This window comes from Streptomyces sp. NPDC050548 (assembly GCF_044457385.1).
GTDB lineage: Bacteria > Actinomycetota > Actinomycetes > Streptomycetales > Streptomycetaceae > Streptomyces.
In genome coordinates, this window is sequence record NZ_JBITGV010000006.1 from 134,041 (window position 1) to 153,409 (window position 19,369).

Consider the following 19,369-nt stretch of genomic DNA (forward strand, 5'->3'; position numbering starts at 1 on the left):
GAGATTCGAGCCTAGAGACTTCGGCGCCACCGCGGGAGGGCGCACTCCTGATTTTCGTACTGGTCTTAACTCGCGAGACGTAAGTGGCGGAACTTGAGTGGCGGGTCTTAACTACCCGAGCGCAGTTGGACGTACTCCGTGGGAATGACGGCTTCCCCGCGAGACAGCTGGGTCGCCGACAGGGGCAGGTTGGCCCGCGCCGCCGCATGCCGGTCCCGTACGACGTCCAGCGGTTCGCGGGCCACGACCTCGCCGCCCTTGACCAGCTCGACGAGCAGCTGCCGTTCGGCCAGTTCGGCGGGGACCGGCCCCGTGCCGATCACCTCGGCCTCGGCGATCCCGTCGCCGTCCAGCCGCCGCGCGGCCCACTTGCGCCCGCCGATGGACGTCTTGCCGCCGCTGGACTTCTTCGCGACCGGTACCAGCGGCGCCTTCGGGTCGGCGGACTCGGCGCGGGCGACCAGCTTGTAGACCATGGAGCAGGTCGGGTGCCCGGAGCCGGTCACCAGCTGGGTGCCGACGCCGTACGCGTCCACGGGCGCCGCGGCCAGTGAGGCGATGGCGTACTCGTCGAGGTCGGAGGTCACGATGATCTTCGTGTTGACGGCGCCCAGCTCGTCCAGCTGCTGCCGCACCCGGTGCGCGACGAGCAGCAGGTCGCCGGAGTCGATGCGGACGGCGCCCAGTTCGGGCCCGGCGACCTCGACCGCCGTACGGACCGCCTCGGTGACGTCGTACGTGTCGACGAGCAGGGTGGTGTTGCGGCCGAGCGAGTCCACCTGGGCCTGGAACGCGTCGCGTTCGTTGTCGTGGAGCAGCGTGAAGGCGTGGGCCGAGGTGCCGACCGTCGGGATGCCGTAGCGGAAACCGGCCGCGAGGTCGGACGTGGTGGCGAAACCGCCGACGTAGGCGGCGCGGGAGGCGGCTACGGCGGCTAGTTCGTGGGTGCGGCGGGCGCCCATCTCGATCAGCGGGCGGTCCCCGGCGGCGGAGGCCATGCGGGAGGCGGCTGCGGCGATCGCGGAGTCGTGGTTGAGGATGGAGAGGATCACGGTCTCCAGCAGCACGCACTCGGCGAAGGAGCCCTCGACGCGGATGATCGGCGAGCCGGGGAAGTAGACCTCGCCCTCCGGGTAGCCCCAGACGTCACCGCTGAAGCGGTAGGAGGCGAGCCATTCGAGGGTCTCCTCGTTGACGACGTTCCGCTCGCGCAGGAAGCCGAGGACGTCCGCGTCGAAGCGGAAGTTCTCCACCGCGTCCAGGACGCGTCCGGTGCCCGCGACGACGCCGTAGCGGCGGCCCTCGGGCAGCCTCCGGGTGAAGCACTCGAAGACCGAACGCCGGTCGGCCGTACCCGCTTTGAGGGCGGCCTGCAGCATCGTCAGCTCGTAGTGGTCGGTGAAGAGCGCCGTCGAGGGAACGTCCACCGGCAGCCCAAGGTCCGCTACGTCCACTGAACTCTCCTGGTCGTGATTTTCCGGGTCCCCCGAGGTCCGCCGGGGGTCCGGGGGTTGTCCCCCGGTGTGTGCCGCATGGCAACGGATGGTACTCCCATCTCGTCACTCTGACGATTTATGGGGTCCATTTGTGCGGGCACCCCCTTCTGGTGGCAGCATGGGCGCTGTGACGTCACCCGCACCCCTGGAGATCGAACGCACCGAGTCGGCGGAGGAGGTCTTCGCCGTACCCGAGCCGGACGTCCCCTGGGTCACGATCGTGCACAACGACCCGGTCAACCTCATGAGCTACGTGACGTACGTCTTCCAGACGTACTTCGGCTACTCCAAGGACAAGGCCACCAAACTCATGATGGACGTCCACCACAAGGGCCGCGCGGTCGTCTCCAGCGGCAGCCGCGAGGAGATGGAACGCGACGTGCAGGCCATGCACGGCTACGGTCTGTGGGCCACCCTCCAGCAGGACCGGAAGTAGCGACTCAGCCCGATGCCAGGACACTTCGAACCGCTGCGCGGCGGCGGTGCCGCCGTCGCCCTCGACGACGTCGAGATCTCCATCATCCGGTCACTGGCCGTCCAGCTCCTGGAGCTGATCGGCCCGGGCCCGGGCGAGGACGCCCCCGACGACCCCCTCGCCGAACTCTTCGCCGAGGGCCCGAGCGAACCGCCCTCCGACCCCGTGCTGCGGCGCCTGTTCCCGGACGCGTACACCGACCCGGAGCAGGCCCCCGACTCCCCGCAGGACGCGGAGGAACGGATGGCGCACTCCGCCGAGTTCCGCCGCTTCACCGAGAACGACCTCCGCGCCGGCAAGCGCGAGAACGCCCTCGCGGTGATCCGCACCCTCGACTCGCTCACCCCCGGCGGCGACGGCGGCGCGGTCCTCAAACTGACCGCCGACGAGTCCCGCCAGTGGCTCGGCTCCCTCAACGACCTCCGCCTGGCGATCGGTTCACGCCTCGACATCATCGACGAGGACGACACCGACGACCTCTACCGCCTCCCGGACGAGGACCCCCGCAAACCGATGGTCATGGCGTACCTGTGGCTGGGCGGCCTCCAGGAAACCTTGGTCACGACCCTGCTCCGCTGACCGGCTACAGCGCCCCATAGGGGCGCGGGACGCCATCGATATGCGGCTCCGCCGCGTGGGCGCGACCAGCCACGATGGCGCCGCAGCGACCCGACGACCCCCACCGCCCCTTTCGGCCACCCCGTCCGCGCGCGTCCGCATCCGTTCGCTCAGCGGCCCCGGCGAAGACGATCGCGGCTCGCCGGCGCCCCATAGGGGCGCGAGGGACTGCGCGATCAGCCACCACGCCGCCGCAGCGACCCGACGACCCCCACCCCGCCACTCCCAGCGAAGCGCTCCGTTCGCTCAGCGGACCCTCAAATCCAAATAACGATCACATCACCGCGACGGCCAGGAATGCTGGCCGTCGCTCCTTTTTGTCCGCTTCTTCCTGTGGTGTGTGCCACAAGTGTCCCCGTCGATCACGATTGCGACCGTGATAAATCTTCACGACCGCCCGGCGGACGCCACCCATGTCCCGCCGGGTTCGCCATGCGGCCGACGGATCTCGGCCGGGCAGCTCCAGTCCATGGGGGGATTCGGAGAAAGGCGCACCACAACATGACCTCCGCTCAGGTCGAGACGGACAAGACCCCCGAGGAGGGGTACGAGCGCGGGCTCGGCAGCCGTCAGGTCCAGATGATCGCGATCGGCGGCGCCGTCGGCGTCGGGCTGTTCCTGGGAGCCGGGGCGAACATCGCCAAGGCCGGACCCAGCCTCATCTTCATGTACGCCCTGGCCGGCGTGATCATCTTCTTCATCATGCGGGCCCTGGGTGAACTGCTCCTGTACCGCCCGGTCTCGGGCTCCTTCGCGGAGTACTCCCGCGAGTTCCTCGGCCCGTTCTTCGGCTACTTCACCGCCTGGACGTACTGGCTGATGTGGGTGGTCACCGGCATGGCCGAACTCACGGCCGCCGCCATCTACGTCAACTACTGGTTCCCCGCCGTCTCCCAGTGGGTGACCGCGCTCGCCTTCCTGGTGATCCTCTTCGTGGCCAACCTGATCTCCGTGAAGCTCTTCGGCGAGATCGAGTTCTGGTTCTCGATGGTCAAGGTCACCGCCCTGATCGGCATGATCGTGATCGGCCTCGGCGTGCTCACCTTCGGCTTCAGCAGCGCCGGCGACACCGCGTCCGTCGCCAACCTCTGGCAGTTCGACGGCTTCTTCCCCAAGGGCATCGGCTCCTCCCTGATGACCCTCCAGGGCGTGATGTTCGCCTACCTCGCCGTCGAGCTGGTCGGCGTCACCGCGGGCGAGTCCGAGAACCCGGAGAAGACCCTCCCCAAGGCGATCAACACCCTCCCGTGGCGCATCGCCCTCTTCTACGTCGGCGCCCTCACCGTCATCCTCTGCGTCGTGAAGTGGACCGAATTCGCCCCGGGCGTCAGCCCGTTCGTCGAGGCGTTCGCGAAGATCGGCATCCCGGCGGGCGCGGGCATCGTCAACTTCGTGGTCCTCACCGCCGCCCTGTCCTCCTGCAACTCGGGCATGTACTCCACGGGCCGCATGCTCCGCACCCTGGCCGACAACGGCGAGGCCCCGAAGGTCTTCAGCAAGCTGTCCGCGTCCAAGACCCCGGCGACCGGTATCACGATCTCCGTCGCCTTCATGGGCATCGGCGTGGTCCTCAACTACGTCGTCCCGGAGAAGGCCTTCGGCTACGTCACCTCGGTGGCCACCGCCGCCGGCATCTGGACCTGGCTGATGATCCTGATCAGCCACGTCCTCTACCGCCGCGCGGTCGACGCGGGCCGCCTCCCGGCCTCGCCCTTCCCGGCCCCGGGCGGCGCGAAGTTCTCGTACGTCGCCATCGCGTTCCTGCTCTTCGTCACGGGCCTGATCGCCTACGACCCCGACTCCCGCGTCTGCCTCTACGTCATGGCGGGCTGGACCCTCGCCCTGATCGGCGGCTGGATCGCCCTCAAGGTCCGCAACCCGCAGGTCACCGAGCGCCGCGAGCCGCAGTTCGAGAAGATCGGCTGACCGGACGGTCCCGGCATATGGGCGGCCTCGTACCACCACTCGGTACAAGGTCGCCCTTCTGCTTATCCTGACGACCATGTCGACCCTGACCATCACCCAGGCCCTCTTCGACCAGATCGTCTCCCACGCGCGCGCGGACCACCCCGACGAGGCGTGCGGAGTCGTCGCGGGCCCGGCGGGCACGGACCGCCCCGAGCGGTTCATCCCGATGCTGAACGCGGCCCGCTCGCCCACGTTCTACGAGTTCGACTCGCAGGACCTGCTGAAGCTCTACCGCGAGATGGACGACCGCGACGAGGAGCCGGTGATCATCTACCACTCCCACACCGCGACCGAGGCCTACCCCTCCCGCACCGACCTCTCCTACGCCAACGAGCCCGGCGCCCACTACGTCCTCGTCTCCACCGCCGACACCGACGACGCCGGCCCCTTCCAGTTCCGCTCCTACCGGATCGTGGAGGGCGAGATCACGGAGGAGGACGTCAAGGTCGTCGAGGCGTACTGAGAGGCATACTGACCGCGTACGCAACAGCCCAACTCGCCGTATCGGAGATGGTGTTGACGCAGCGGTCGAACGCGCGGCGCCCCACGCTGGAGGATGTCGCCCGCTGGTCGGGGGTCTCCAAGTCCACGGTGTCGCGGGTGGTCAACGGTGAGCCCAAGGTGAGTCCGGAGGTCGCGGTCCGGGTCCGGGAGGCGATCTCCGCGCTGGGCTACGTGCCCAACCAGGCGGGCCGGCAGCTGGTCACCCGGCGCACCGGCGCCGTCGCGGTCGTCGCCGCCCAGCCCGAGGACCGGCTCTTCCTCGACCCGTTCTTCGACTGTCTGCTGCGCGGCATCCGCTCCGAACTCGCCCGGCACGGCGCCCAGGCCGTCCTGCTGTTCGTCGACGAACCCGACGACTACGCGCGCGTGGCCGACTATCTCGGCGGCGGCCATGTCGACGGCGCGATCCTGTTCTCGCTGCGCCCCGGCGACCGGATGCCCGAGATGGTCGACCGGCTCGCCCTGCCCGCCGTCTTCGGCGGCCGTCCCCTCCTGTGCGACGGCGACCCCGTGCGCGGCCAGGCCTACGTCGACGGTGACAACCGCGGCGGCGCCCGCCAGGCCGTCCGGCACCTGCTGGCGCTGGGCCGCGAGCGCATCGCCACCGTCACCGGCCCCTACGACCAGGAGAACTCCGCCGCGGAACGGCTCGCCGGCTACCGGGACGTCCTCCCGGACACCGCGCCCCACCTGGTCGAACGCGCCGACTACACCCGGCAGGGCGGCGCCGACGCGATGGCCGCGCTGCTGGAGCGCCACCCCGACCTGGACGCCGTCTTCGTCGCCTCCGACCTCATGGCCTCCGGCGCCCTCCAGACCCTGCGCGAACGCGGGCGCCGGGTCCCCGAGGACGTGGCCGTGGTCGGCTTCGACGACCTCGTCTCCATCTCCGAGTCGACCGATCCGCCGCTGACCACCGTCCACCAGGACGTCGCCGAGATGGGCCGGCTGCTGGCCCGGCTGCTGTTCGACCGCACCGAACCGCACCCGGGCGAGGACCTGCCGTCGGCGATCGTGCCCACCCGGCTGGTGGTACGGCAGTCCGCCTGAGCTGCCCCGTCTCACCCCCCGACCGAATTTCGTCCGAAATGTGAGATCACATACCGAAGCCCGGACGGGGAATCGATACGATGAGCCCATGGTTCTTCTCGACGTGAGCGACAAGGCGCCGGGCACGCTGCTCGTGGCGCGGCTGCACGTCGACCTGTGCAGGCTTGACAGCGCCATCTGTTGACCCCGCGCAGTCGCCGTACGGCCATGCGCCGTGGGCGCTCATGCCCGTGCCGCGCGCCCACCGAGACCAGACCCCTTCCGCTTCCGACAGGAGCCCCTTGCCATGGCCATCGAGGTCCGCATCCCCACCATCCTCCGCACCTACACCGGCGGCGAGAAGGCCGTCGAGGGTGCCGGTGAGAACCTCGCCGCGCTCTTCGCCGACCTCGAAACCCGGCACGCGGGCATCCAGGCCCGGATCGTCGACGGCGGCGAACTGCGCCGCTTCGTCAACGTCTATCTGAACGACGAGGACGTCCGCTTCCTCGACGGCATCAACACCAAGCTGACCGACGGCGACAGCGTCACGATCCTGCCGGCCGTGGCCGGCGGCATGGCCTGATCGTCGATGCGTTACGACTCCCCGCTGGCCGCGGTGGGCAACACCCCTCTGGTGCGCCTGCCGCGGCTCTCGCCGTCCACCGACGTCCGCATCTGGGCCAAGCTGGAGGACCGCAACCCGACCGGCTCGGTCAAGGACCGCCCGGCCCTGCACATGATCGAACAGGCGGAGAAGGACGGCCGCCTCACCCCCGGCTGCACCATCCTGGAGCCGACCTCCGGCAACACCGGCATCTCCCTGGCCATGGCGGCGAAGCTCAAGGGCTACCGCATGGTCTGCGTGATGCCCGAGAACACCTCGCAGGAACGCCGTGACCTGCTCGGCATGTGGGGCGCCGAGATCATCCCCAGCCCCGCGGCCGGCGGCTCCAACACCGCCGTACGCGTGGCGAAGGAACTGTCCGCGGAACACCCCGACTGGGTCATGCTCTACCAGTACGGCAACCCGGACAACGCGGGCGCCCACTACGCCACGACGGGCCCGGAGATCCTCACCGACCTCCCCTCCATCACTCACTTCGTCGCGGGCCTGGGCACGACCGGCACCCTCATGGGCGTCGGCCGCTACCTCCGCGAGCACAAGCCGGACGTCAAGATCGTCGCCGCGGAGCCGCGCTACGACGACCTCGTCTACGGCCTCCGCAACCTCGACGAGGGCTTCGTCCCCGAGCTGTACGACGCCTCCGTCCTCACCACCCGCTTCTCGGTCGGCTCCGCCGACGCGGTCACCCGCACCCGCGAACTCCTCCAGCAGGAGGGCATCTTCGCGGGCGTCTCCACCGGCGCGGCCCTGCACGCGGCGATCGGCGTGGGCAAGAAGGCCGTAGCGGCGGGGGAGACGGCAGACATCGCGTTCGTGGTCGCGGACGGCGGCTGGAAGTACCTGTCGACGGGCGTGTACACGGCGGCGACGACGGAGGAAGCGATCAAGACCCTCCAGGGTCAACTCTGGGCCTGATCCGAGCGCCCCGGGCGGTCACTCCCCGGGGCCCCGGGAGATGACCGTCTCGCGGGCCCAGTCGTCCTTGATCCTCGCGTCGTCGACGCGGTCGAGCACCGCGAAGCCGTAGAGCGGACCGCCATCCGCACCTGGCCCGGGTCGTACGGCTCGGTCGCCGGGCGCGTGGCCGGATCCAGCTCCGCATAGCGCTCCCGCGCCCCCCGGAGCACCGCTTCCCCCTTGCCGGTGACGACGGGCAGCTGTCGCGGCACGGCCGGGCCGGCCCGCACCCAGGCCTGGTCGAGCAGCCTTGCCTCCGTCGATTTCACAAGGTGCGAGGAGTTCGGCGCCCGCAGCTCCCACAAGTACTCGCCCTCGCTCCGGCCGGGGGAGAAGGCGGGGTTGCCTACCTGCAACGGTCGCGTCGCGTCCCACAGTTCGCGCTCGAACTCGTCGGCGTCCGAGGGCGGTGCGTCACGGGAGATCCAGCGCCCCTGCCCGGGGGTGCCACCGGTCCGACGACGGCGCCGCGTACCTTGTCGTCGAGCAACCGGTGTCCGACTCCTTGGGCGCCGCCCCAATTGCCATGGATCCAGGGGTCGTTGCGCTCGTCAGTGGCTACCGGGCGAGGTGCCGAACCTGGTCCCACAGGACCGGGTCCGCGACCCCCACCCGCCGCCGGAAATCGGCCACCGGCACGGACCGCAGCTCGGCGGTCTCCAGATAGCTCGCCCGCCCCTGCGCGTCGCCCACCGCGCCCGGGGGCAGTGCGATCACCCCGCCGCGCTCGTCGTGGTACTTGCTGGTGATCTTCGCGACCGTCGCGGTCCGCCCGCGCACCGCGAGCACCAGACACGGCCGGTCCTTCGCCGCCCCCGGCTGATCCTCGTAGGGGACGTTGGCCCACCAGATCTCGGCGGGCCGCGGCCGGTCCCCCCGCACCGACCGGGACGGCCGGCGCCCGCGCCCCCACCCGTCGACCAGCGTGGCGACCAGCGCCAGCAACATCACCGCCGCGAGCGCGAGCCACCAGAACCTGTCCATGGGACGACGTTACCGGCGCGCAATCCCCGCCGCGCGCCCCTCGCACACCCCACACGCCCCGGTTCCAGCCGAACCGGTGACACCACAGGTGAGTTCCCCCACAACAGCCCTTGGCGGAGGAGCGACCGGCCCTTTTGCGCCTTACGCTCGACGGACCGCACGACCCCCGTCCCCCAACTCCAGAAGTTACCGCCAGCGGAGGTTTCTGCTTTATGAAGCTCACCGTCGTCGGCTGCTCGGGGTCGTTCCCGTCCGCGGAATCGGCCTGTTCGAGCTACCTCGTAGAGGCCGACGGCTTCCGGCTGCTCCTCGACATGGGCAACGGCGCCCTTGGCGAGCTGCAGCGCCACTGCGGTCTCTACGACCTCGACGCGATCTTCCTCAGCCATCTGCACGCCGACCACTGCATCGACATGTGCGCGTACTTCGTCGCGCGCTACTACCGCCACGACGGCGGCCGTTGCGACCCCATCCCGGTCTACGGCCCCGAGGGCACCGAGCACCGCCTCACCACGGCCTACGCCGACACCCCCACCGCCTCCTCGATGAGCGAGGTCTTCGACTTCCACACGGTGAAGCCCTCCACGTTCGACGTCGGCCCCTTCACCGTGCACACCGAGCGGGTCCGCCACCCCGTCGAGGCCTACGCCATCCGCGTCGAGCACGGCGGCCGGTCCCTCACCTACTCCGGTGACACGGGCGTCAGCGAGTCCCTGGACGAACTCGCCCGGGACACCGACCTGTTCCTGTGCGAGGCCGCGTTCACCCACGGCAAGGAGAACATCCCCGACCTCCACCTCAACGGCCGCGAGGCGGGCGAGACGGCGACCAGGGCGGGAGCCCGGCGCCTGGTCCTGACCCACATCCCCCCGTGGACCGACCCCCAGGCCAACCTGGCCGACGCCCGCGAGGTCTTCGCCGGCCCGGTGGAACTGGCGGCGCCGAGGGCGTCGTACGACATCTGACCGCGCGTCCGTGAAGGCCCCCGCAGCCCGCCCTTCTCCCGGCTGCCGGGGGCCTTCGGCATTCCGCCCCGCGGCCCGATGCCCGGGCCCTCGTTCCGCTCAGCGCAGCAGGCTGCCGCCGTCCACCGTCAGGACCTGGCCGGTCAGCGCCTCGGCGGCGTCGCCCGCCAGGAAGCCCACGGTCGCGGCGACGTCGTCGGGGACGAGGGGGCGGGGGAGTGCCTGGGTGGCCAGGGCCGCTTCGAAGGCCTCGTCCGGCTGGTAGGCGGTCGCCGGGGTGCGGGTGAGCCCGGGGGCGACGGACGTCACGGCGATCCCGTCCTTGCCGAGCGCGGCGGCCAGGGTGCGCCCGAACGCGGTGAGCGCCCCCTTGCTGGTGATGTAGCCGAGCAGGTCGGGGGTCGGCGGCCGCCACACGGTGTCGGAGGTGATGAGCACGATCCGGCCGAATCCGCGCTCCCGCATCCCGGGTACGAAGGCCTGGGCCAGCAGCAGGACCGACTCGACGTTGACGGCCTGGATCCGCCGCCAGTCGGCGAGGCCGGCGGTCTCCCACTCCAGCGGATCGGCCGCGGCGGCCGAGTGCACGAGCACGTCGACCCGGCCGTACCGCTCCAGGATCTCGGCGGCGGCCCGCCGTACGTCCGCCTCCGAGGCGAGATCGCACACGACGTCACCGGTCCGGTCCAGGACGACGACCCGGTGTCCGAGCCGGGCGAGTTCACGGGCGATCGCACCGCCGATCGCGCCGGCTCCGCCGGTCACCACCGCGACCCGTGCCGTCGGGACATCAGCCATGGTTCTCATCTCCTGCGTCAGAGCGTCGAGGTGTTGAAGGTTACTCATTGCTCGGGCAAGCAAATTGTGCGCCGGTCGACGGCTGCACGGCAAGTCGATGCTGCGGCACGCACGCCTCCGTGAGCCGAACTGCTTGCCTGGGCAACTAAACAAGCCTACTGTTGCTCACGCAAGCAATTACAAGCCTCGTGCGCCTGACCCACACCAGGAAAGAGACTGTGATGAAAGCGATTCAGCAGTACGACTTCGGTGGTCCCGAGGTGCTCACCGTGACCGACATCCCCGAACCCGAGCCGCGCGCCGGACGGGTCCGGGTCCGGGTGACGGGGACCTCCGTGAACCCGGCCGACCTCGCGGCCCGCGCCGGCTGGCTGCGCCAGGTGCTGCCCGACCTGGCACCGCCGTTCATCCTCGGCGCGGACCTCGCGGGCACGGTCGTCGACGGCGACGGGCCGTTCGCCCCCGGCACCCGGGTCGCCGGGCTCGCGCCCTGGTTCGTGAACCAGGAGGGCACCTACGCGGAGGTCGTCTCCATCGACCCCGCCCATCTCGCGGAGATCCCGGACGGCGTCGACGACATCACCGCCGCGGCCGTTCCGATCACCGCCGAGACCGCCTGGCAGTCCCTCGACCTGGGCGGACTCGAAGCCGGGCAGACCGTCCTGGTCACCGGGGCGAGCGGCGCCATCGGGATGTGGGCGGTCCAGCACGCGGCCGGCCGCGGCGCCAAGGTCGTCGCCGTCGCGTCGAACGGTGACGAGAAGTACGTCGAGGGCCTCGGCGCCGACATCGTCCTCGGCCGGGCGGGCGACGCCGGTGAACTCGCCGCCGCGGTACGGAAGTCGGTGCCCGGCGGCGTCGACCTCGTCGTGGACCCCGCCGGTATCGGCGGCGACCTGATCCACGCGGTGCGCGACGGCGGTGTCTTCGTCGTCATCGCGGTCGTGCCCGCCCCCGAGGCGGAGCGCGGTGTCGACGTACGCCGGGTCAGCGCGCAGTCCGACGGCGTGCTGCTCGCCCAGATCCTCGCCGACCTCGCCGACGGGAAGAAGAAGGCCCGCGTCGGCCTGACCCTGCCGCTGACCGAGGCGGCGGAGGCGCACCGGAAGAGCGAGGAGAGGTCGGTGCGCGGGAAGATCGTCCTCACGGTGTGAGTGGGCGGGCGACTTACGACGATGCCCGGCCCGGAGTGGACTCCGGGCCGGGCATCGGGTGTTGGTACGGGCTCACGCCGTGGTGAGGTCCTCGATCTCCTCCTCGGGCTCACGGCCCGGGGTGGGGAGGTTCCACCTGATGATCGCGAAGCGGAAGACCGTGTAGTAGATCGCCGCGAAGACCAGGCCGATCGGGATGATCAGCCAGGGCTTGGTGGCCAGGTTCCAGTTGAGGAAGTAGTCGATCGCACCGGCCGAGAAGCTGAAGCCGTGGTGCACGCCCAGGCCCCAGGTGACCGCCATCGAGAGGGCGGTCAGCACCGCGTGGATGGCGTACAGGACCGGCGCGATGAACATGAACGAGAACTCGATCGGCTCGGTGATGCCGGTGACGAACGAGGTCAGCGCGAGCGACAGCATCATGCCGCCGACGACCTTGCGGCGCTCGGGGCGGGCGCAGTGCGTGATCGCCAGCGCGGCGGCCGGGAGGGCGAACATCATGATCGGGAAGAAGCCCGTCATGAACTGGCCGGCGGTCGGGTCGCCGTGGAAGAAGCGCGGCAGGTCGCCGTGCCAGACGGCACCGGAGGAGTCCTTGTAGGTGCCGATCTCCTGCCAGGCCACGGTGTTGACGAACTGGTGCATGCCCACCGGAAGCAGCGCGCGGTTGATCGCGCCGAAGATGGCCGCGCCGACGGCGCCCAGGCCGGTCATCCACTGGCCGAAGTCGGTGATGACGTTGCCGATGGGCTCCCAGACCAGACCGAAGAAGACGCCTACGGCGGTGCCGATGAAGGCCATCAGGATCGGCACCAGGCGACGGCCGTTGAAGAAGCCGAGCCAGTCGGGGAGCTTGGTGCGGTGGAACCGCTGCCAGGTGACCGCGGCTATCAGACCCATGATGATGCCGCCGAGCACCTTGGGGTCGTTGTAGGTCGCGGCGACGTCGACGCCCTTGGTGACCTTCGCGTCGGTGATCGGGAACGCGGTCAGCACGTTCTTGTAGACGAGGAAGCCGACCAGGGCCGCCAACGCCGTGGAGCCGTCCGACTTCTTGGCGAAGCCGATGGCGATGCCCACGCAGAACAGCAGCGGCAGGTTGCTGAAGACGGCGTCGCCCGCGGTGGCGAACACGGAGGCGACCTTGTCCCAGCCGAGGCCGTCCTTGCCGAACACGTCGGGCTGTCCGAGCCGGAGCAGGATGCCCGCCGCCGGCAGTACGGCGATCGGCAGCTGCAGGCTGCGACCGACCTTCTGCAGGCCCTGGAACAGGCCGGATCCCCACTTTTTCGCGGGAACCGCCGATGCGGTGGCGGTGGTCATAACGTCCTCCATCGGGTGGCGTGGTCTACACCACTCAGTGGTGTAGACCTGTTGTAGCACGATGAAGGCGAGATAAGGAACCCGCGATTTTCGCTACGGAATCGCTACGGGGAGTGCCGGGACGGTGCCGGTGGAGTGCCGGCGGAAGCGGCCCCCGTGATGCGAACGAGCCGCCCGGGGTTCCCATTTCGGTTCGCGAAAGCCATGTGATCTTCATCCTCCCGCGTTCGGTGCACAGGCCCTTGAAAGGCTCCGTGCGCCGATGGTTGTCTAGACCTGTCGCCGGGTGAAACGGCGTCAAACGACCAATAGGGGAGAAGAATTATGAGCCTTGCCAATCTTCGCGAAATGGGTGTTTCCCTCCTCGGGGACGAAGAGGCCGCCCAGGTCGTCGGCGGGACCATGTCCAAGGCGCAGTGCCAGGTCCTCTACAACGAGATCACCACCGGCGCGATCTCCGTGTTCGGCAGCGCCGACGTCTCGAACTACATCGCCCTCTACCGCAGCCAGTGCAAGGGCAAGGGCCCGAAGCTCTAGGACACCGCCTGGACCCCGACCGACCTGCGCGGAGAGACATCGGTATGAAGTGGCAGCGTTACCACGCCCACCAGGAGGGGGAGACCGACTGCGGACCGGCCTGCGTCCGCATCCTCCTCAAGCGGCACGGCATCCTGGTCGACACCGCCACCCTGCGCGAGTCCGTGGGACTCGGCGAATCCGGTGCCTCTCTGCTCAGGCTGCGGGACGTGCTCGCCGGATACGGCGTGGACTCCCTGCTCCTGCGGCCCACGGCCGACGAGGTCCTCGCGGTGCTCGGCAGCGCGGGGCCCTCGATCGCCGTACTGCACGACGAGGGCATCCGGCACTTCGTCGTCGTCCACGAGGTGCGCCCCGACGGGACGTTGCTCATCAGCGACCCCGCCCGCTACCGGCCCGCGCCGCTCATGCTCGACGAACTCCTCGGGCGGTTCGGCGGCCAACTGCTGGTGACGGACGTCCCGTCGGGCCGCGGAGTGGGCCTGCGCCACCTGCTGAACGACGTCCGCTCCCAGAGCCTGCTCTGGAGGATCGCGAGGCAGCACCGCGCGCGACTCCTGGCCGCCGCACTGCTGACCGCCGCCAGCACCTTCCTGCTGATCGCCGCGTCGACCTTCTTCTTCCGGGTCGCCATCGACACCTACCTGCCACGCGGAGACGTCGGCGGCCTCACCGTCGCGGCCGCGACCGCCGTCCTCGTCATCCTCGGCGGCGCACTCCTGCAGTACGTCCGCGGCCGTGTCGTCATCACCCTCGGCAGGTCCCTGCAACGCGACCTCACCCGTGCCTACACCCGCAAACTGATGCGCCTGCCGCTCTCCTTCTACGCCACCCGCCGCACCGGAGACCTGGTCAGCCGCTTCGGAGACGTCCAGGCCATCCAGGCACTGCTGGCCACCCTGACCGTCGGAGCCGCGATCGACCTGTGCATGGTCCTCTTCTCCGGCGCCTACCTGGCCTACGGCGCCCCCCTGCTGTTCCTGTTCCTCCTGCTGTCGGCCGCCGTCGACGTCTCCACCTCCTGGGCGCTCTACCCCGCGGTCCGCGAACAGGCCGAGGAGGCACTGCAACGCGACTCCTCCCTCAAGGCCGAGGCCTACAACCTGCTGCGCGGCCACCTCGACCTCGCCGCGCACGGCAAGCGCGGCTACGCCACCCGGCGCCTCGACCACGCCCTGGACCGGCTGGTCACCACCGAGGTCGGACTGGGCCGGCTCGACAACCTCAGCGGCGCGGTCAAGACCGCCAACCAGGGCGCCTTCGTCATCGGCGTCGCCTGGCTCGGCACCCTCCAGGTCAACGAAGGCTCCCTGGCGATGGGCCAGTTGATGGCCTTCCTCACGGTCTCCGGCTACTTCCTCGGCTCGGCCGAGAACCTCGCGCTCCTCCAGGTGCGGGTCCAGCGCGCCAGTGCCGCGCTCGGCCGCTACCGCGACATCATGTCCCAGCGCGAGGACCCACACGCGGAGCCCGAACACTCCGACGCCTCACACCTCGACACCGAACACCCCGACGCCCAACACCACGACACCACGAGCGAGACCTCCGCCGCGCCCCAACTCCGCGTCGACAGGCTCTCGTTCGGCTACTCCGACACCCGCGCACCCGTCCTCCACGACCTCACCTTCACCCTGCCCGCACAGGGCCGCACCCTGGTGCGCGGCCCCAACGGCGCCGGCAAGAGCACCCTGCTCAAGGTGCTGGCCGGACTCCACCCCGGCTACACCGGCAGCGTCACCGTCGACGGCACCGAAGTGCGGGACCTGGACGAGGCACGACGCGCACGACACGTCCTGTACGTCTCCGAGGAACCACTGCTCGTCGCCGCCACCGTCCGGGAGAACCTGACCCTCGGCGCACCGCACCCGCAGGAGGCCGTCGAACGCGCCTGCCGTATCGCCTGCTTCGACGACGTCGTGAACCAACTCGCCGACGGATACGACGAGTTCCTCAAGGAGGACGGCGGGCGGCTCTCCCGCGGACAGACCCAGCGCCTCGCGGTGGCCCGCGCCGTTCTGCACGCCCCCGGCATCTACCTCTTCGACGAGACCTTCAGCGGAATCGACGAGGACACCTTCCGGCGCGTCTGGAAGAACCTGCGCGACACCCCCGGCACCAAGCTGCTCGTCTCCCACCGGGACGTCCCCGAGGGCGACTTCGACACCACCGTCACCGTCGGCGGCTGACGGCACCGAACGATGCGGAAACCCATGACCACCCTCACTCCCGCCGCGAGCGTCATCACCGCGGTCGTCCTCACCCGCGACGAGGAAGCCGGCATCGCGGCCACCGTCGGCGCCCTCGCCCCCGCCGCGGACCGACTGCTCCTCATCGACGCAGGCTCCACCGACGACACCGTCACCACCGCACGCGCCGCCGCCGCTGCCGCCGCACTTCCGTTCCGCGCGGTGCACCGGCCCTGGCGCGACGACTTCGCCGCCCAGCGCAATCACGCCTTCGCCGAAGTGACCGAGGGATGGCTGCTGTTCGTCGACGCCGACGAACATCTCAGGGCCGGCCACGCGGCACTCCTGCGGCAGGCCGTGCACGAGGCCGACCGGACACCGGCCGCCCGCGACCTCGTCCTCTCCCCGCGCATCGTCGACGCGGAGAACGGCGACAGCTACGACCGCACCCGGCGGATCCTGCGCGCCGACACCCGGCTGCGCTTCCGCGGCCGTATCCACGAACAGCCCTTCCACCCCGACGGCAGCGCCCCCGAGTCCACCGGCCTGGACGCGGAACTCGTCCACCACGGCTACCTCCCGGAGGTCGTCGCCGCCCGCGGCAAACGAGCGCGGGACGGAGCGCTCATCGCCCGCTGCCGCCAGGAGGAACCGGCCAACCCCACCTGGGTCTTCTACGCGGGCCGGGAGATCCTGGCCGCCCGCGTCACCGACCGGGCAGCGGTGACGCGGGCCTACGCCGATCTCCGGGACGCCGTCGCCCGGTACGCCGAGGAGGGGCTCACGGACTACGAGCGACAGCGCGAGCAGGAGGCGTACGGACTGCTCGCCGAACTCGCGCTCAGAACCGGCGACCGCACCCGGATCGACGAGTGCCTGACCCTCCTGCGCCGGGCCGGCCGAACCGGCGAAGCGGCCTACTACGGAACCCTCGTCGAGAGCGGACTCCTCCTGGCCCGCCTCTCCGCCCTGGTCGACGGCCTCGACGAGGCGGCACGCTCGGCCGGACCGGTACGGCCCGGACTGGCCGGCAGCCACGCCGAACTGCGCGCCCTGCTCACCCTCGCGTGCGGACGGTACGACGAGGTCCCCGACGCCTACCGCACCGCGGTGAGCTGCGGGGCGGGAGACCAGGTGCGCGAAGCGTTCGCGGGCCTGCGCGCCCTCCTGGACGACGCCGCCACGGCGGACACCGGGCCTCGCTGACCTCAGGCCTTCGTGACGTCCTCGTGCTCGTCCTCCGGCTCCCGCCCCGGAGTCTTCAGATCGAACTTGGTGATCGCGAACCGGAAGACGACGTAGTACACCGCCGCGAAGCACAGCCCGATCGGAATGATCGCCCACGGTCTCGTCGCCAGATTCCAGTTGATCGCGTAGTCGATCAGCCCCGCCGAGAAGCTGAACCCGTCGTGCACCCCGAGCCCCCAGGTCACCGCCATCGACACACCCGTCAACACCGCGTGGACGGCGTAGAGGAGGGGCGCGATGAACAGGAACGAGTACTCGATGGGCTCGGTGATACCGGTCACGAAGGAGGTGAGCGCGACCGACAGCATCAGCCCGCCCACCTCTTTACGGCGACTCGGCTTCGCGCAGTGTGCGATCGCGAGCGCCGCCGCCGGCAGCGCGAACATCATGATCGGGAAGAAGCCCGAGGTGAACTGCCCCGCGTTCGGGTCACCCGCCAGGAACATGTTGATGTCACCGTGCACCACCGACCCGTCCGGCTTGGTGTAACTCCCGAACTGGAACCAGATGGGCACGTTCAGGAACTGATGCAGCCCCACGACCAGCAGCGCCCGGTTGGCCAGACCGAACACCCCGGAACCCAGCGCACCCCGGGCGCTCAGCCAGTCGCTGAAGTGCTCCAGAGCCGTGCCGATCGGCGGCCAGATCCACAGCGCCACCGCCGCGACCGCGATCGCCACGAACGACATGATGATCGGCACCAGCCGCCGCCCGTTGAAGAAGCCCAGCCAGTCCACCAGCTTCGTACGGTGGTACCGCGCCCAGAAGAACGCCGTCAGCAGCCCCAGCACGATCCCGCCGAACACCCCGGGATTCTGGTACGTGAACGCCGCGACCGAGTTGTCCGCGGCCTGGCACCCGATCCCGGGCACCACGGTCGTCCCGCCCGTGCAGTCCTTGGGGAACTGACGCAACACGTTGTAGTACACGAGGAAACCGACAACCCCGGCCAGCGCCGTCGACCCGTCCGACTTCTTCGCCATCCCGATCGCGACACCCACACAGAACAGCATCGGCAATCCGAGCTGCCCGTCCAGCAGCGCGCCGCCCGCACCCGCCATCACCTTCGAGACATTGGTCCACCCCAGCCCGTCGGCCCCGAACACGTCCGGCTGCCCGAGCCGGTTGAGGATGCCGGCGGCCGGCAGTACGGCGATGGGGAGTTGGAGACTGCGGCCCATCTTCTGCAACCCCTGGAACGCCTTGTTCCAGGAGACGCGCCCGGGACCGGCGGCGGCACTGTCGGCACTCATGGACGCCCCTCGGTAATGTGGTGTAGACCAGTTGGCGACGTGATCGTCACCATCATTCGGCACGCACGACATGACCGCTCGCGAAGCTGGGCCAACTGTGGGTTACTGCGACAAAGCGGTTCGGATCAGGGAGAGAACACCATGGCCACCAAGGCTGAGAAGATCGTTGCCGGGCTGGGCGGCATCGACAACATCGAAGAGGTCGAGGGCTGCATCACCCGCCTGCGCACCGAGGTCAAGGACCCGAGCTTGGTCGACGAAGCCGCCCTCAAGGCCGCCGGCGCCCACGGCGTCGTCAAGATGGGCACCGCCATCCAGGTCGTCATCGGCACCGACGCCGACCCGATCGCGGCGGACATCGAAGACCTGATGTAAGTCCCGCAAGCGCACCTCCGAGGGGCTCTTCCCGATCCGGGAGGGGCCCCTTCCGCGTCTACCACTAGGCTCTTCGCCATGTCTCGAATCGACGGCCGAACCCCCGAACAGCTCCGCCCCGTCACCATCGAACGCGGCTGGAGCAAGCACGCCGAGGGCTCCGTCCTCGTCTCCTTCGGCGACACCAAGGTCTTCTGCACCGCCTCCGTCACCGAAGGCGTCCCCCGCTGGCGCAAGGGCAGCGGCGAGGGCTGGGTCACCGCGGAGTACTCCATGCTGCCCCGCGCCACCAACACCCGCGGCGACCGCGAATCCGTCCGCGGCAAGATCGGCGGACGCACCCACGAGATCAGCCGCCTCATCGGCCGCTCGCTGCGCGCCGTCATCGACTACAAGGCCCTCGGCGAGAACACCATCGTCCTCGACTGCGACGTCCTCCAGGCCGACGGCGGCACCCGTACGGCCGCCATCACCGGCGCGTACGTCGCGCTCGCGGACGCCGTCACCTGGGCCCAGGGCAAGAAGCTGATCAAGGCCGGCCGCCAGCCGCTCACCGGCACGGTCTCGGCGGTCTCGGTCGGCATCGTCGGCGGAGTCCCGCTCCTGGACCTCTGCTACGAGGAGGACGTCCGCGCCGAGACCGACATGAACGTCGTCTGCACCGGCGACGGCCGCTTCGTCGAGGTCCAGGGCACCGCCGAGGCCGAGCCCTTCGCGCGCGACGAACTCAACGCCCTCCTCGACCTCGCGGTCGCCGGCTGCGGCGAGCTGACCGCCGTACAGCGCAAAGCACTTGAGGCCGCGCTGGAGAAGTAAGAGGCTGGGCGGGGCAAGTAAAGGACGTACAAAGCGAGGCGGGCCGCGGGGGCAA

At 70.0% G+C, this 19,369-nt stretch carries 20 protein-coding genes; 15 read left to right on the forward strand and 5 right to left on the reverse strand.

What is annotated here, in order from left to right; translation table 11 throughout:
• Positions 1-107: 107 nt before the first annotated feature.
• Positions 108-1,454, reverse strand: a complete 1,347-nt coding sequence (locus ACIBJH_RS18550) for a nicotinate phosphoribosyltransferase (protein ID WP_399117907.1) — start codon at positions 1,452-1,454, stop codon at positions 108-110.
• 160 nt (positions 1,455-1,614) lie between these two features.
• On the opposite strand from ACIBJH_RS18550, the gene clpS reads away from it, so the two are divergent.
• The 8 genes from clpS (at position 1,615) to ACIBJH_RS18590 (ending at position 7,633) form a co-directional block, all read left to right on the forward strand.
• Positions 1,615-1,932 (forward strand): ATP-dependent Clp protease adapter ClpS, encoded by a 318-nt coding sequence (clpS, locus tag ACIBJH_RS18555; RefSeq protein ID WP_043679478.1) that lies wholly within the window; start codon positions 1,615-1,617, stop codon positions 1,930-1,932.
• A 12-nt stretch (positions 1,933-1,944) separates the two neighbouring features.
• Positions 1,945-2,550 carry a DUF2017 domain-containing protein gene (locus ACIBJH_RS18560; protein WP_399117908.1) on the forward strand — a complete coding sequence of 202 codons (606 nt, stop codon included), beginning with the start codon at positions 1,945-1,947 and terminating at the stop codon, positions 2,548-2,550.
• Between the two features lie 540 nt (positions 2,551-3,090).
• The gene (locus tag ACIBJH_RS18565) at positions 3,091-4,515 is read left to right on the forward strand and encodes an amino acid permease (protein WP_399117909.1); all 1,425 of its coding nucleotides are present in this window, start codon (positions 3,091-3,093) and stop codon (positions 4,513-4,515) included.
• Positions 4,516-4,591: 76 nt separating this feature from the next.
• Positions 4,592-5,020: a Mov34/MPN/PAD-1 family protein gene (locus tag ACIBJH_RS18570; RefSeq protein ID WP_399117910.1), complete on the forward strand. Its 429-nt coding sequence runs from the start codon at positions 4,592-4,594 to the stop codon at positions 5,018-5,020.
• A gap of 47 nt (positions 5,021-5,067) precedes the next feature.
• On the forward strand, positions 5,068-6,111 hold the full coding sequence (locus tag ACIBJH_RS18575) for a LacI family DNA-binding transcriptional regulator (RefSeq protein ID WP_399117911.1): 1,044 nt from the start codon (positions 5,068-5,070) through the stop codon (positions 6,109-6,111).
• A gap of 88 nt (positions 6,112-6,199) precedes the next feature.
• Positions 6,200-6,295 (forward strand): putative leader peptide, encoded by a 96-nt coding sequence (locus ACIBJH_RS18580; RefSeq protein WP_374192797.1) that lies wholly within the window; start codon positions 6,200-6,202, stop codon positions 6,293-6,295.
• A 102-nt stretch (positions 6,296-6,397) separates the two neighbouring features.
• Positions 6,398-6,676 carry a MoaD/ThiS family protein gene (locus tag ACIBJH_RS18585; protein WP_019065920.1) on the forward strand — a complete coding sequence of 93 codons (279 nt, stop codon included), beginning with the start codon at positions 6,398-6,400 and terminating at the stop codon, positions 6,674-6,676.
• Between the two features lie 6 nt (positions 6,677-6,682).
• A complete protein-coding gene (locus ACIBJH_RS18590) occupies positions 6,683-7,633 on the forward strand; it encodes a PLP-dependent cysteine synthase family protein (protein WP_399117912.1) in 951 nt (316 codons plus the stop codon).
• A gap of 600 nt (positions 7,634-8,233) precedes the next feature.
• On the opposite strand, the gene ACIBJH_RS18595 is transcribed toward ACIBJH_RS18590, so the two are convergent.
• Positions 8,234-8,659, reverse strand: a complete 426-nt coding sequence (locus ACIBJH_RS18595) for a type II toxin-antitoxin system PemK/MazF family toxin (RefSeq protein ID WP_399117913.1) — start codon at positions 8,657-8,659, stop codon at positions 8,234-8,236.
• A 212-nt stretch (positions 8,660-8,871) separates the two neighbouring features.
• Here ACIBJH_RS18595 and ACIBJH_RS18600 point away from each other — a divergent pair, with 212 nt between their 5' ends.
• Entirely contained in the window at positions 8,872-9,624 is a 753-nt protein-coding gene (locus ACIBJH_RS18600; protein ID WP_200715496.1) for an MBL fold metallo-hydrolase, read from the forward strand.
• Between the two features lie 99 nt (positions 9,625-9,723).
• On the opposite strand, the gene ACIBJH_RS18605 is transcribed toward ACIBJH_RS18600, so the two are convergent.
• Positions 9,724-10,422 carry an SDR family NAD(P)-dependent oxidoreductase gene (locus ACIBJH_RS18605; RefSeq protein ID WP_399117914.1) on the reverse strand — a complete coding sequence of 233 codons (699 nt, stop codon included), beginning with the start codon at positions 10,420-10,422 and terminating at the stop codon, positions 9,724-9,726.
• A 221-nt stretch (positions 10,423-10,643) separates the two neighbouring features.
• Between ACIBJH_RS18605 and ACIBJH_RS18610 the strand changes: the two genes are divergently transcribed.
• Complete coding sequence (locus ACIBJH_RS18610; RefSeq protein WP_399117915.1) at positions 10,644-11,576, forward strand: NADP-dependent oxidoreductase; 933 nt, start codon at positions 10,644-10,646, stop codon at positions 11,574-11,576.
• 72 nt (positions 11,577-11,648) lie between these two features.
• Here ACIBJH_RS18610 and ACIBJH_RS18615 read toward each other — a convergent pair whose 3' ends face one another.
• Positions 11,649-12,899, reverse strand: a complete 1,251-nt coding sequence (locus tag ACIBJH_RS18615) for a PTS transporter subunit EIIC (RefSeq protein WP_399117916.1) — start codon at positions 12,897-12,899, stop codon at positions 11,649-11,651.
• Positions 12,900-13,247: 348 nt separating this feature from the next.
• Here ACIBJH_RS18615 and ACIBJH_RS18620 point away from each other — a divergent pair, with 348 nt between their 5' ends.
• The 3 genes from ACIBJH_RS18620 to ACIBJH_RS18630 are packed head-to-tail and all read left to right on the forward strand — an operon-like array spanning position 13,248 to position 16,828.
• Positions 13,248-13,436, forward strand: coding sequence for a hypothetical protein (locus ACIBJH_RS18620; RefSeq protein WP_399117917.1), 189 nt, complete (start codon positions 13,248-13,250; stop codon positions 13,434-13,436).
• Between the two features lie 44 nt (positions 13,437-13,480).
• The gene (locus tag ACIBJH_RS18625; RefSeq protein ID WP_399117918.1) at positions 13,481-15,622 is read left to right on the forward strand and encodes a peptidase domain-containing ABC transporter; all 2,142 of its coding nucleotides are present in this window, start codon (positions 13,481-13,483) and stop codon (positions 15,620-15,622) included.
• Positions 15,623-15,646: 24 nt separating this feature from the next.
• Positions 15,647-16,828, forward strand: a complete 1,182-nt coding sequence (locus tag ACIBJH_RS18630; RefSeq protein WP_399117919.1) for a glycosyltransferase — start codon at positions 15,647-15,649, stop codon at positions 16,826-16,828.
• Between the two features lie 2 nt (positions 16,829-16,830).
• On the opposite strand, the gene ACIBJH_RS18635 is transcribed toward ACIBJH_RS18630, so the two are convergent.
• Positions 16,831-18,123: a PTS transporter subunit EIIC gene (locus ACIBJH_RS18635; protein ID WP_399117920.1), complete on the reverse strand. Its 1,293-nt coding sequence runs from the start codon at positions 18,121-18,123 to the stop codon at positions 16,831-16,833.
• 15 nt (positions 18,124-18,138) lie between these two features.
• Between ACIBJH_RS18635 and ACIBJH_RS18640 the strand changes: the two genes are divergently transcribed.
• Both ACIBJH_RS18640 and rph read left to right on the forward strand, forming a co-directional pair.
• Positions 18,139-18,498 (forward strand): PTS glucose/sucrose transporter subunit IIB, encoded by a 360-nt coding sequence (locus ACIBJH_RS18640; RefSeq protein WP_281176105.1) that lies wholly within the window; start codon positions 18,139-18,141, stop codon positions 18,496-18,498.
• 78 nt (positions 18,499-18,576) lie between these two features.
• Positions 18,577-19,314, forward strand: a complete 738-nt coding sequence (gene rph, locus ACIBJH_RS18645; protein WP_019065907.1) for a ribonuclease PH — start codon at positions 18,577-18,579, stop codon at positions 19,312-19,314.
• Positions 19,315-19,369: the final 55 nt, after the last annotated feature.